Origin of the sequence: Streptomyces beigongshangae (assembly GCF_019710745.1) — a bacterium.
Taxonomy (GTDB): Bacteria; Actinomycetota; Actinomycetes; order Streptomycetales; family Streptomycetaceae; genus Streptomyces; species Streptomyces beigongshangae.
In genome coordinates this window covers 1-12880 of the sequence record NZ_JAHKJW010000073.1, presented here as the reverse complement: position 1 = coordinate 12880, position 12880 = coordinate 1, and the positions used below count along the sequence as shown (strand labels likewise).

14 protein-coding genes are annotated in these 12880 nt (G+C 70.9%); 6 read left to right on the top strand and 8 right to left on the bottom strand.

Translation table 11 applies throughout. The features are described from left to right. Positions 1-81: 81 nt before the first annotated feature. On the top strand, positions 82-813 hold the full coding sequence (locus KM933_RS34215) for an SDR family oxidoreductase (protein ID WP_221359919.1): 732 nt from the start codon (positions 82-84) through the stop codon (positions 811-813). 102 nt (positions 814-915) lie between these two features. On the opposite strand, the gene alc is transcribed toward KM933_RS34215, so the two are convergent. Together alc and allB are read right to left on the bottom strand one after the other, a co-directional pair. Beyond that, complete coding sequence (gene alc / locus KM933_RS34210) at positions 916-2073, bottom strand: allantoicase (protein ID WP_221359878.1); 1158 nt, start codon at positions 2071-2073, stop codon at positions 916-918. 48 nt (positions 2074-2121) lie between these two features. Continuing rightward, positions 2122-3471 (bottom strand): allantoinase AllB, encoded by a 1350-nt coding sequence (gene allB / locus KM933_RS34205; protein WP_221359876.1) that lies wholly within the window; start codon positions 3469-3471, stop codon positions 2122-2124. Positions 3472-3651: 180 nt separating this feature from the next. Between allB and KM933_RS34200 the strand changes: the two genes are divergently transcribed. Then, entirely contained in the window at positions 3652-4464 is an 813-nt protein-coding gene (locus KM933_RS34200) for an IclR family transcriptional regulator (protein WP_221359874.1), read from the top strand. Between the two features lie 142 nt (positions 4465-4606). On the opposite strand, the gene KM933_RS34195 is transcribed toward KM933_RS34200, so the two are convergent. Then, positions 4607-4921 (bottom strand): DUF5955 family protein, encoded by a 315-nt coding sequence (locus KM933_RS34195; protein WP_221359872.1) that lies wholly within the window; start codon positions 4919-4921, stop codon positions 4607-4609. Between the two features lie 189 nt (positions 4922-5110). Between KM933_RS34195 and KM933_RS34190 the strand changes: the two genes are divergently transcribed. After that, on the top strand, positions 5111-5722 hold the full coding sequence (locus KM933_RS34190) for a nucleotidyltransferase family protein (RefSeq protein WP_221359870.1): 612 nt from the start codon (positions 5111-5113) through the stop codon (positions 5720-5722). Between the two features lie 142 nt (positions 5723-5864). Beyond that, a complete protein-coding gene (gene aceB / locus KM933_RS34185) occupies positions 5865-7499 on the top strand; it encodes a malate synthase A (protein WP_221359859.1) in 1635 nt (544 codons plus the stop codon). Positions 7500-7514: 15 nt separating this feature from the next. Here the strand turns inward: aceB and KM933_RS34180 are convergent, their stop codons facing one another. From KM933_RS34180 to KM933_RS34160, 5 genes are all read right to left on the bottom strand, one after another. Then, the gene (locus KM933_RS34180; RefSeq protein ID WP_221359857.1) at positions 7515-8429 is read right to left on the bottom strand and encodes a HipA family kinase; all 915 of its coding nucleotides are present in this window, start codon (positions 8427-8429) and stop codon (positions 7515-7517) included. Between the two features lie 76 nt (positions 8430-8505). Then, on the bottom strand, positions 8506-9774 hold the full coding sequence (locus KM933_RS34175) for a tyrosine-type recombinase/integrase (RefSeq protein WP_221359847.1): 1269 nt from the start codon (positions 9772-9774) through the stop codon (positions 8506-8508). A gap of 43 nt (positions 9775-9817) precedes the next feature. Beyond that, the gene (locus tag KM933_RS34170) at positions 9818-10129 is read right to left on the bottom strand and encodes a helix-turn-helix transcriptional regulator (RefSeq protein WP_221359845.1); all 312 of its coding nucleotides are present in this window, start codon (positions 10127-10129) and stop codon (positions 9818-9820) included. Between the two features lie 223 nt (positions 10130-10352). Beyond that, positions 10353-10970 (bottom strand): tyrosine-type recombinase/integrase, encoded by a 618-nt coding sequence (locus KM933_RS34165; protein ID WP_221359843.1) that lies wholly within the window; start codon positions 10968-10970, stop codon positions 10353-10355. 612 nt (positions 10971-11582) lie between these two features. Further along, positions 11583-11738 (bottom strand): hypothetical protein, encoded by a 156-nt coding sequence (locus tag KM933_RS34160; RefSeq protein ID WP_221359841.1) that lies wholly within the window; start codon positions 11736-11738, stop codon positions 11583-11585. A 316-nt stretch (positions 11739-12054) separates the two neighbouring features. Here KM933_RS34160 and KM933_RS34155 point away from each other — a divergent pair, with 316 nt between their 5' ends. Continuing rightward, the gene (locus tag KM933_RS34155; RefSeq protein WP_221359839.1) at positions 12055-12588 is read left to right on the top strand and encodes a hypothetical protein; all 534 of its coding nucleotides are present in this window, start codon (positions 12055-12057) and stop codon (positions 12586-12588) included. Continuing rightward, positions 12585-12880, top strand: a 296-nt coding sequence (locus tag KM933_RS34150; RefSeq protein ID WP_221359828.1) for a hypothetical protein, incomplete at its 3' end; no start/stop codon positions are given. The genes KM933_RS34155 and KM933_RS34150, both read left to right, overlap by 4 nt.

Sequence of the window (12880 nt, the reverse complement as noted above, 5' to 3'; positions counted from 1 at the left end):
GTGTCCCGGTGCCGTGACCGCTGTGATGGGGACATGACCTCACACACGACGGCACACACACAGACGACGGCACACATGACGATGGACGCAACGGTGGCCCTGGTGACCGGCGGCAGCCGCGGGATCGGTGCGGCGACGGCCCTGCGACTGGCCCGGGAGGGCTCGGACGTCGCCCTGACCTACGTACGGGACAAGGACGCGGCGGACGACGTCGCGGAACGGATCCGGGCGCTGGGGCGACGGGCGCTCGCCCTGCGCGCGGACCTCGCCGACGCGCAGGAGGCGGCCGGTGCCGTGGAACGCGCCGCGGAGGAGTTCGGCGGCCTGGACGTGCTGGTGAACAACGCGGGCGTCGGACTGCTCGGGCCGCTGGACGGCTTCTCCCTGGCCGACATCGACCGGGTCCTGGCGGTGAACGTACGCGGTGTCCTCCTCGCCTCCCGGGCGGCGGCCGCCCGGATGGGGCACGGCGGGCGGATCATCACCGTCGGGTCGTGCGTGACACAGCGCGCGCCGGAAGGCGGCGGCACGCTGTACACCACCAGCAAATCGGCCCTCATCGGGCTGACGAAGGCCCTCGCGCGGGAGCTGGGCGGGCGCGGGATCACCGTGAACATCGTCCACCCCGGGCCGGTCGACACGGACATGAACCCGGCGGACGGGCCGTACGCGGCCGGGCAGGTGGCGATGACGGCGGTGGGACGGTTCGGAACGGGGGAGGAGGTGGCCGGACTGGTGGCGTACCTGGCAAGGAAGGAGGCGGGGTACGTGACGGGGGCGGAGTTCGCGGTGGACGGGGGCCATGCGGCCTGATTCCCGCAGGGTGCCCTCCGCATCCGTCTCCGTTCCCGCATCCGTCTCCGTTCCCGGGAGCGGAGACGGATGCGGGAGCGGAGTCCTCCCCCGGCCACCGGCTCAGCCGCCGAGCTCCCGGTGCCGTGCGGCCAGCGCCGCCGCGCCGTCCCGCGTCAGCCCGCCGAACAGCCGCAGGCGCGAGATACCCCCGTCCGGGAGGATGTCCAGCCGCGCGTGCGTACCCACCGCCGCCGCCGTCAGCACGAACCGGTGGTTCGTGTCGGGCTGGAGCCGCGTCCGGGGCAGCACCTCCGTCCACTCCCCCCGGGCCCCCCGCGGCCCGTCGGGACGGTCCGGCCCGTCCCGCACCGAAAGGCTCGCCCAGCCCGCCGAGTTGCCTTTCAGGCAGGCCGTGTCGATCTCGATCGCCCGGATCTCCGACCGGGCGACGAGCCGGTAGCGGATCCAGTCGTGGCCCCGGTCGCGGCGCCGCCGGGTCTCCCAGCCGTCGTCCATCCGCCCGGAACGCCCGGGCCGGATCGTGTTGCCGGCGGGTGAGTAGAAGCGGTCGGAGGCGTCCTCGACCCGGCCGCCGTTCTCCAGGGCGACCACGTCGAAGGTGCCGAGGACCGACAGCCACCGCGGGTCCGGCACGACCTCGCCGTGCACGCGAAGGCGTGCCACACCGCCGTCGGGATACTGGTTGAGCCGTATGTGGGTGACGCGCCGCCCGGCGTCGACGGCGAACCCGTTGGCCGCGTGGCCGCCGACCTCCGTACGCGGTACGAGCGTGGTCCACGCGACGCCGTCCGCGAGGAGTTCCCCGGGGGAGGGGGCGCCGGGCACCGAGGTCCCCTCGACGGACACGGCCTGCGGATGGTTGCCGCGGAAGTGGGCGGTGTCGACGACGACGCCGCGTACGGCACCGGGGGCGCCGAGGCGTACGAGCGCCCAGTCGTGGTCGTCGGCGGCGGGCCAGGGGTGCGCGGCGGAGGCACCACGCCGGCGCCGGGTCTCCCAGCCGTCCATGACCTTGCCCTTGGGCCCGAAGCGCCCGGGGTCGAACTCGGCCCGCCCGGGCAGCAGCAGGTTCTCGCGCGGGGCGAAGAACTCGTCGCCGGCGGCGATCACCCCGGCGCCGAGCCGCCGGTCGGCGAGGTCGGGGTACCGGGTGAAGGGGAAGTCGGCGGTGCGGTGGTCCGCGTACGGGTCGCCGCCTCCGTAGGGCTCCGCGTCGCCGGTGAAACGGGCCGCGGGGGATCGTTGCTGCTCCGTCACGGTGATCAGGACGTCCTTTCGGGTCGGTGGCCGCCGCGGGTGCCCGGACTACGGCCGGCGGGACAGGAGCCGGCCGCGCGGCTTCGCGAACCCGCCGCCGGACAGGACGCGTTCGCCCCGCAGCCACGTCGACCTGACGACCCCGTACAGGGTCCGGCCCGCGTACGCGGTGATCGGGTTGCGGTGCTGGAGCGCGGCGGGATCGACGGTGAAGGTCTCGTCGGGGGCGAGGACCGCGAAGTCGGCGTCGCGGCCCGCCTCTATGGCGCCCTTCCGGTCGTCCAGCCCGGCCAGGCGCGCCGTACGCGCGGACATCCAGCGGACCACGTCCTCCAGGGTGTGTCCGCGTCCGCGGGCCTCGGTCCAGACGGCCGGCAGACCGAGCTGGAGTCCGGAGATGCCGCCCCACGCGGTGGCGAAGTCACCGGTCTTGAGGTCCGCCGCCGAGGGCGAGTGGTCGGTGACCACGCAGTCGATCGTGCCGTCGGCCAGCGCCTGCCACAGCAGGTCCCGGTTGGCGGCCTCGCGGATGGGCGGGCAGCACTTGAACTCGGTGGCGCCGTCCGGGACCTCCTCGGCGGTGAGCGTCAGGTAGTGCGGGCAGGTCTCCGCCGTGACACGTACGCCCTCGCGCCTGGCGGCCGCCACCAGCGGCAGTGCACCGCCGGACGACAGGTGCAGGACGTGGACGCGTGCGTCGAGGCGGGCGGCCTGCGCGAGGAGGTTCGCCACGGCCGCGTTCTCGGCCTCGCGCGGCCGGGAGGCGAGGAAGCCGGCGTACTTCCGGCCGCTTCCGGGCGGGACCTCCGCGAGGTGGTGCGGGTCCTCGGCGTGGACGGCCAGCAGCCCGCCGAACTCCGCCGTCCTGGCGAGGGCCCGGGCGAGCTGCTCCTGGTCCAGCTCGGGGAACTCGTCGACCCCGGACGGCGACAGGAACGCCTTGAAGCCGAGGACGCCCGCGTCGTGCAGCGGCCCCAGGTCCTCGACGTTGCCGGGCACGGCGCCGCCCCAGAACCCGACGTCGACGTGTGCTCCGGCACGGGCGGCGTCCTGCTTGGCGCGGAGGTGGGCGACCGTGGTGGTCGGCGGAAGGGAGTTGAGGGGCATGTCGACGAGCGTCGTGACGCCGCCGGCCGCCGCGGCGCGGGTCGCGGTCCGGAAGCCCTCCCACTCCGTGCGGCCCGGCTCGTTGACGTGCACGTGGGTGTCGACGAGCCCGGGCAGCAGCACGTCGTCGCCGAAGTCCTCCAGCCGGGCCCCGGGCGGCACCCCGGCGTCGTGCGGGAGGACGGCCGTGATCCTCCCGGCGCCGACGGCGACCGAGGCGGCGCGTGTTCCCGCGGGGGTGATGACGCGTGTCGAGCGCAGGACCAGTTCGGCCGGACCGCCGTCGGGCACCGGACCCCCTCTTCCGCGCACTCTTCCGCGTACCGGGATTCAACGTTCTGTTGAAGGAGTCTTCACTCCGCCCTCCGCGCCGTCAAGGGCCGGAATCTCCCCTCCCGCACACGCCATCTGCGGCCGGCCGGCCGCCGGGTACGCTTCCCACCTGTCTGCCCGTCTGAGAGGACCGCGCCCGTGCCGACGCCCAGCGCCAGCGACGCCCCCGCCGATGTCGCCGCCAGACCCGCCTCCGCCGGCGGTGGCGTCCAGTCCCTGGAGCGCGCTTTCGACCTGCTGGAGAGGATGGCCGACGCGGGCGGCGAGGTCGGGCTGAGCGAGCTCTCCGTGAGCAGCGGACTGCCGCTGCCCACCATTCACCGCCTGATGCGCACGCTCGTGTCCTGCGGTTACGTACGCCAGCAGACCAATCGGCGGTACGCGCTCGGTCCGCGGCTGATCCGTCTCGGCGAGTCGGCGTCCCGGCTGCTCGGCACCTGGGCCCGCCCCTGTCTGGCCCGTCTGGTCGAGGAGACCGGCGAGACGGCGAACATGGCGCTGCTCGACGGCGACGAGGTCGTGTACGTGGCGCAGGTGCCGTCCAAGCACTCGATGCGGATGTTCACCGAGGTGGGCCGCAGGGTGCTGCCGCACTCCACGGGGGTCGGCAAGGCGCTGCTCGCCCACGTCCCGGCGGACGAGGTGCGCGCGCTCCTGTCCCGCACGGGCATGCCCGCCGCGACGGACAGGACCCTCACGACCCCGGAGGGCTTCCTCGACGCGCTCGAAGAGGTGCGCCGCACCGGCTACGCGGTGGACGACGGCGAGCAGGAGATCGGGGTCCGCTGCCTCGCCGTCCCCGTGCCCGACTCCCCCACCGCGGCCGCCATCTCGATCTCCGGCCCGGCCGGGCGCGTCACCGAGGCGGCCACGGAGCGGATCGTGCCCGTGCTCCGGCAGGTCGCGCTGGAGCTGTCGCAGGTGCTGGCGAGTTCGGGCCCGACGGCCTGAGAACGGGACCGGCCGCCGGTCCGGCGCACGGTACGGAGGGGCCGTCCTGCCGCGCCCGGCTCTCCTGTCCGCCGGAGCCCGACCGGTCACGTAGGCACGCGAGGTGGCCGATCACGCGGGCACCCGAGGTGGCCGGCCGGGCTCAGTGACGCGGCTGTTCCCCGAACAGGTCGACCGCGCTGCGTACGGCCGCGAGCCCCGCGGCCAGCGCGCTGACCGAGCCGATGGAGCCGGCGACCAGGAGCAACGAGCGGCGCAGCCGCGGGATCTCGGGGGTGCCGCCGCCTGCCATCTCGGCGAGCGCCGCCAGTTCGTCCTCCGCCGTGCCGCGGTCCGGGAACTCGGCGGGATGCGCGGCCAGTTCGCGGCGCAACCTGGACACGGCGGTCTTGAGCTCCGCCACTCTCGGATCCTCGTCGCTGTCGGTGACCGGCCTCTGCCCCAAGCTCCGCAACACAGCTCTCCCCTTCACGCGCCGCCGTCGCACACGGCATCGTCGTTCCCCGCCCGGCTGCCCCGCGGCGCGGGACGGGCGCCCGGGACGCGGGCCAGTAAACGCCACCCGGCGCGCCGGGCGCCACCACGCGGACCGAAATTCAGCCTCCGGACATCCTCTTCTCGCTCACGGGTCAGGTATGCAGGGGGAATGACGGACAATCACGCCCACGTGGCCGGGCTCCTCCTCGCCGCCGGTGGCGGCCGGCGCCTCGGCGGACACCCCAAGGCCCTCCTCGAACACCGGGGCCGCCCCTTGGTGGAGCACGCGGCCGGAGTGCTGCGCGCCGCCGGTTGCGACCGCGTCCACGTGGTCCTGGGGGCACGGGCCGACGCCGTACGGAAGGAGGCGGTCCTGCCCGGGTGCGTACTCGTGGACAACCCGGAGTGGGAGGAGGGCATGGGGTCCTCGCTGCGGGCCGGGCTGGCGTCCCTGCGGGACACGGATGCCCGGGCCGTACTGGTCTCGCTGGTCGACCAGCCGGGCATCGGCTCCGAGGCGGCGGCCCGGCTCCTGGCCGCCTGCCGCTCCCCCGCGACGCTCGCCGCCGCCTCGTACGCAGGGAGGCGGGGCCATCCGGTCCTGCTGGGCCGCGACCACTGGGCGGGCATCGCCGCGACTGCGACCGGCGACCGGGGGGCACGCGCTTATCTGAGGACGCACGAGGACGCGATCACGCTCGTCGAGTGCGCGGACGTGGCGCGGCCCTACGACATCGACACGGTGGCGGATCTCGCCCGCCTCGAACAGCGCCCGGGGTGAGCGGCGTGAGCAGAACGTTGAGCTTCCACGACAAGAAAATTACCATCCACTGATCAGAAGCGTCCGACCCCTCACGGGCGTCGACCGCCGCGCCCGGCAGACCGGCACCCGGTGCCCCGTTCGCCGAAGGAAGTGACAGCCCATGTCCGCACCAGCGCCGTCCCCGCCGTCCGTCGTCGACGCCGAACCCCTGCCCCGGCAGGAGGAGGTCCTCACCCAGGAGGCCCTCGCCTTCGTCGCCGAGCTGCACCGGCGGTTCACACCCCGGCGGGACGAACTCCTCGCCCGCCGCGCCGAGCGCCGCGCCGAGATCGCCCGTACCGCGACGCTCGACTTCCTCCCGGAGACCGCCGACGTCCGTGCGGACGACTCCTGGCGGGTGGCCCCGGCACCCGAGGCCCTGAACGACCGCCGCGTCGAGATCACCGGGCCCACCGACCGCAGGATGGCCGTCAACGCCCTGAACTCCGGCGCCAGGGTGTGGCTCGCGGACTTCGAGGACGCCTCCGCGCCGACCTGGGAGAACGTCGTCCTCGGCCAGCTGAACATGATCGACGCGTACACGCGCCGCATCGACTTCACGGACGAGCGCACCGGCAGGTCGTACGCCCTGAAGGCGCCGGAGGAACTGGCCACGGTCGTGATGCGCCCGCGCGGGTGGCATCTGGACGAGCGGCACCTCGTGGACGCCGGCGGCACGCCGGTCCCGGGCGCGCTCGTCGACTTCGGCCTGTACTTCTTCCACAACGCCCGGCGGCTGCTGGACCTCGGCAAGGGCCCGTACTTCTACCTGCCGAAGATCGAGTCGCACTTGGAGGCCCGCCTCTGGAACGAGGTGTTCGTCCTCGCGCAGGACCTCGTCGGCATCCCGCAGGGCACCGTCCGCGCGACCGTCCTGATCGAGACGATCACGGCCGCGTACGAGATGGAGGAGATCCTCCACGAACTCCGCGACCACGCCTCGGGGCTGAACGCGGGCCGCTGGGACTACCTCTTCTCCCTCGTGAAGAACTTCCGCGACGGAGGGCGCAGGTTCGTCCTCCCCGACCGCAACGCGGTGACGATGACGGCCCCGTTCATGCGTGCGTACACCGAGCTGCTCGTGCGCACCTGCCACCGGCGCGGGGCGCACGCGATCGGCGGCATGGCGGCGTTCATCCCGTCCCGGCGCGACGAGGAGGTCAACAAGGCCGCCTTCGAGAAGGTCAGGGCCGACAAGGACCGCGAGGCGGCCGACGGCTTCGACGGCTCCTGGGTCGCGCACCCGGACCTGGTCCCCGTCGCGATGGCCTCGTTCGACGCGGTGCTCGGCGACCGGCCGCACCAGAAGGACCGGCTGCGCGAGGACGTCGACGTGCGGGCCGCCGACCTCATCGCCGTCGACTCCCTCGACGCCCGGCCCACGTACGACGGGCTGGTCAACGCCGTGCAGGTCGGCATCCGCTACATCGAGGCATGGCTGCGCGGTACCGGCGCCGTCGCGATCTTCAACCTGATGGAGGACGCGGCCACGGCGGAGATCTCGCGCTCGCAGATCTGGCAGTGGATCAACGCGGGCGTCGAGTTCGAACACGAGGGGGAGACCGTGCGGGCCACGCCCGCGCTGGTCCGCGGGATCGCGGCCCGGGAGCTGGCGGACCTCCGCACCGAGCTGGGCGAGGACGCCTTCGCGGCAGGCCGCTGGCAGCAGGCCCACGACCTGCTGCTGACGGTCGCGCTGGACGAGGACTACGCGGACTTCCTGACCCTGCCGGCCTACGAGCGGCTGACCGGCTGACCGGCGGGGCCGCGGTCAGCCGAGATGGGCCGACCAGTCCTGTTCCGCCGTCGGCTTTCCGTGCAGGTCGGGGACGCGTTTGAGCCAGTCCGGCCGGTCCTGCCGGGTCCGCGCGACCCGGCGGGCGTCCTCGTCCGCGAGTTGCGCGCGGGTGGGGAAGTCCGTGGGCAGCCAGGCCGCGGAGGCCCGGGCCCGGGCGAGGAGGTAGTCGACGTACGCCCCGCGGACCTCGTCGGGGGACGCGAAACCCGGCTCGTCGGCGAGCCAGGCGTCGGGCACCTGCGCGGTGATCGCGCGCAGCAGCTCCCCGGTCACCCTGGGCGCCAGCTCGGCGTCGGCCGCGCGCGTGTCGGGGGTGTGTCCGCCGAGCGCGTGCCGCCGGAAGTCGTACGCCTTCCCGGGCTCCGAGGCGTCCCAGCGGTGGTGGAAGACCAGGGCGGCGCCGTGGTCGATCAGCCACAGCCTCGGGGGCGCGACGCCGAGCGTGGGCCAGATCATCAGGTTCGAGCTGTGGGTCGTGCGGTCCACGTTGACGGTGAGGGCGTCCAGCCAGACGATCCGGCCCGCCTCCAGCGGATCGACGTCGAACGTCCTCGCGACCTCCGGTGTGAAGTCCCGGGCGCCCGGCAGGTGGTCCATGCCGAGGTTGAGCCCGGCGCTGGCGTGCAGCAGGTCCTGCACCTCCTGGTGCGGTTCGTGCGCGGCGACCGCCGGGTCGAAGCGGACCAGCACCAGCTCGGGGAACCGCAGCCCCAGGGCGCGCGCCAACTCGCCGACGATCACCTCGGCGACCAGCGCCTTGCGCCCCTGCGCGGAGCCGGTGAACTTCACGACGTAGGTGCCCAGGTCGTCGGCCTCGACGAGCCCCGGCAGCGAGCCGCCCTCACGCAGGGGCGTGATGTAGCGGGTCGCGGTGACCTCTCTCAGCATTTTCTCAGGCCACCTGTCTTCTTGACCTTGCAATCAACGAACGCCTACGGAGGGGTGTAGCAACGGAAATCATCCGTCAATGAGCCTGGGGAGAATCTGGGGAGTTTCGGCCGACCTGCCGATCTCCCCGCTCCCCGAGCAATCCATCGATGGCGGTGCGCCCCTTGCTTCCGGCCTCCGGCATGAAGTGAGCATAGTAACCGAGGGTGATCGCGGGCGAGGAGTGCCCGAGCCACTGCGCCAAGGTCACGACGGACTCTCCGGCCTCCAGCATGAGCGAGGCATAAGTGTGCCGCAGCACGTGGAAACCGTCCTTCGGAGCCGCTGCCCACTGCCAGGGCTTTGCTCCTTCGGCTCGCGGCGGGATGAGGCCGGCCTTGGCCAACGCGGGCTTCCAGGTGTAGGTATTCCACGTATTCACCGCGACGGCATTGCCGAACCGTGTGCTGAGCAGCAGCGAGAACTTCTTCTCCTGCCCCTGCGGCGTTCCCCACGCAAGCTCCACTTCCACCGGCGGGAACGCTTCGACATGGAGCTTCAGCTCCTCCGCAACCGAAGAGGGCATGTCGACGACACGGGTCTTCGCCCCCTTCGGCAGGGTGAAGTACAGCCTTCCGCTGATCGTCTGTACCTGACGGCGGACATGGATCACGTTTCTCGCGTAGTCGACGTCCTGCGGGCTCAATCCGAACACCTCACCCTGACGCAGGCCGCACCCCAGACCAAGGACGACGGCTATTCGGTTGCGCGGGTTGATCACATCGCGGACCCGCAGCACCGTCGCCAACGGCCAAGCCTCGCGGCGCTCCTGAGGCGCCTTGGGCCACCGCACGGACTTGGCGTGCATGGGGTTCCCAGCGAGCCGTTTGTCATCGACAGCCGCCTCCAGAATGGAGGAGAACTCGGACAGGATGCCGCGCTGGTAATCGACCGAGGAGACGGTTGACGCCAGCTTGGCTATGTACGCGCGCAGATCCGACGCCGTGATGTTCTTGAGAGGGAGCCGGCCCAGGTGCGGAATGATGTGGAGGCGCGCTCTACGCTCCTGGTTGTCCTGGGTCTTCGGAGCACCGCCTCTGCCCGGCGCCCAGTGCAGCGCGATGTAATCGGCCAGCGTGATGGATCCGTCGCGCGGGTCCACGAACTCGCCCCGCTCCTCATCCGTGGATGCCCGGCGAAGCCACGCTTTGGCGTCCTCGAGGACATCGAAGGATCGGTCCCGGACACCGGGTATGCCGGCGACCTTGTACCGCTTGCCCTTACCGTAGCGAGCGGTTTTCTCTCTCTTCCCAGTGGCCGGCTCCTCCTTCTTCTTGATCCAACGGTCTTCGACGTATCCGGCCAAACGACCCCTCCGGGTTAGGCGATGCAAGGAGACCAGGCGTGCGCTATGCGCCTGTCGTGTAGTCCGAGTGGGTTTGTGGCGCCGTATTGAGAGGGCTCAGAGCCTCGTTCGAACGCGAGTCGGCCTGCTCTTGTGCGCGGACCCAGGAGTCCAGGGCTTGAACGCGGTACATGACACGGCCGCGCGGGCCCATCCGGAAGCTCGGGGGACCTTGGCGCCGGTGCCGCCAGACGTAGAGGGTGCTCGGCGAGAGGCCGAGATACAGGGCCGCGTCCCTCACGTTCAGGAACGCTCTGCGAGCGGTGCCGCCTGCGTCCGATGCTGTGGATCGATCAGATGGAGAGCGTGCTGACATGGACGGGTCCTTGGCGGCGAAGGGTGGATGAATGCACGAGCATGGGAGCGGGCTGTCGGCGGTCCACGACGCAGGTCAACCGGCCCTGTCAGGGCAGTAGGACCAGATCGCTGAAGAACCGAGCCATGTGACACGGTCACGTGAGGCGTGGACCGCCGACATTCGGGATGTGCTCGGCTGTGGTCCTGCGCTCGGATCGTGAGGCGGAGCGCGGGACGGGAAACTACTGCTCGGGAATGTCCGGAAGGCGCAAGATCTCCTCCAGGTGGCCCCAGTCGATCTCGACGTCTTCCAGCCGGAAGCGGTGCGGGTACCGCAGCGCAATCCAGCTCGCACTCACGCCGGCCCACTCAGCGACGCCCCGTGAAGGAACGCCCGCCTCGAGCCAGCGGTCCAGACAGGAGTCGCGCAGACTGGAGACCTGCTCCCCCAAGCCCGCCTGCACCTCGTCCGGGCTCAACACCGCTTGGCGAGCCCGCCTCCACGCCCTCTTGTACTCGGAGGATGCCAACTGTCCGCCCCGCTCAGCCGGGAACAGCAGATCCTCAGCCTCCAGATCCGCCTCGTCGATCCAGCGCCTCAACACACCCACAATGTCCGGCGAGACAGGAACCCTCCGGCCCTCGCCGGCACGCACCAGCACCTCCCCGAACTCCCCGTCCGGGAGCGTCACGTCTTGCACCCGAACCGAGGCTGCTTCGCCCGGCGACAGCGCGGTGCCCGCCATGGAGGCGAAGAAAGGGAAAACGGCTCCCGAAGATTCATCCTGGATCCAGCTCAGGAGGGCGCGAACATGGTCCGCAGAAGGCAAGGACGATTCGCGTATTGGCAGCTTCGACAAGCTACATGCCTCCTCACACGAGACATCGGGACGCCTCGGCGTCCCCTGATCCTTCAATGGTCTGGAGAAGCGCCGGTTTGGCCAACCGGCGATCGTCGGCTATGTTGCGCCCGCGACGCACCTCTCGCGGCCCCAGTTGATGTACAGAGAGCGGGTTCTGCTTTCCCAAGACCGCTCTAGGTTTGCTTCCTTTGCCGAGTTAATCCAGTCCGTACGGGACTCAATGCGTCTGCTGTCGGCGAATCTGCCCGAACCCACTCATACCTGCATGTCGGCGACCAGGAAACGCGAAGATAGAGCAGGTGCCTTCTAAGCGCTTGGCCGCAGGTTCGAGTCCTGCCGGGGGCGCCACTGACGTCACGTCATTTTGGCGTTTTTTTACCTGGTCAGACCGCGTCTGACCTTCGCAGATTTCCAGCGTACGTCGGTTCGCAGAACGGTGCTGCAGTCCGGCTGACACCGGCTGAAACCAAGGCTCTACGGGTGCCTGTCCCCCATGCGTCCCCCAGTCCCTAAAACCCAAATGCATCCAAATGGCCCCGTGAGGCAACACCGAAGGGCGGTGCGGGACCCTATCCACCGGGGCCCCACACCGCCCTTTTCGCATCCGCGTTACTTGGCCTTGCTGACGTACCTGACGTCGCGGATCTGCTTCAGGTAATTGTCCCGCTGGCCGGCGATGCACCGCGCATAGATCGCCAGGAGCACGGGCACGCTGTTCCCGGCCCACTCGGCGACCTGGGCCGGGGTATGCCCTTGTTGAGCCACGCAGTGAGGCAGGTGTGGCGGCAGTCATACACGCGCTTACCTGCCGACGACTTGTACTCGTGGGGCTGGAGGACCTCCGCTCGGGCCTTGTCCCAGACCCGCCGAAAGACCGAGCCCGCCAGCCTGCCGCCGAACTCTCCGGGGAAGAGGAGGTCGGTCGGCTTAACCTCGGCTTTTCAGTTGGTGCTGCTGGTCGGCTGAGCAAGGTTGTTTGAGGCCGCGTCGGCCGGTGGGCATGGTGAGGGCCCGACGCGGGCCGGGTTCTCCAAGGTCCTTGAGTCGAGGTGGGCGGGGTCGACACCACGTCCGCATCAACATGGCCCTCGGCTACTCCGGCAACTACGCCTCCGGCTTCCCCGACGACCTGACCTTCGAAGAATGGCTCGCCTGCCTCGAAACCCTCGCCGAAGCCCACGAGCAGCTACAGGCCGGCGAGCACGTCAGCGGCCCCGCCGCCGACACCTACCGCCACCGCGTCGCCGCCTCCGCCGAGTTCGCCAGCCGTGTCCTGCGCACCACCCGCGAAGCCCACACCCTGCTCACCAACCCCGATCTGCAGATCTTCCCCGGCCAGGGCATGACCTGCGTTCTCGACCCCGCCCGCGCCGCCTGCCGGCTGAGTACTGACGAACGCAGCAGTCGCCGCACCCCCGACATCGACGACTGCAGACCCTCGTGCGTGAACATCGCCCGCAGCGACCGCGACATCGACTTCCTGCGCACACGCGTCGACACCCTGCAGGCCATCGTCGACGACCCGCTCGCCCCACCCATCCGCCACGCACGCGAACAACACGAACTCGCCCGATTCCAGCAGATCATCGCCAACCACCAGGAGCCCCGACCATGAGCACGAACCGCACAGCGGAACGCGACGCCATCCAAGCGGCAATGCAACGCCTCCTGGCCGGCACGCCGACCCACTCGACCGGAGCCCTCACCGTCGTCCAGCTCGCCGCCGAAGCCGGAGTCAAACGCTGGGTCCTCACCCACAAACACCCCGACCTGCGACAGGAATTCGAAGCAGCCCGCGAAAGAGTCAACGGAATTCCTGTCGCGTTCCAAAACCTCCAGGCCAAAGTCGACGACCTCGAAGCCTCGAACAGAAGGCTGCGTGAGCACAACAGCGAACTTGCCGAACG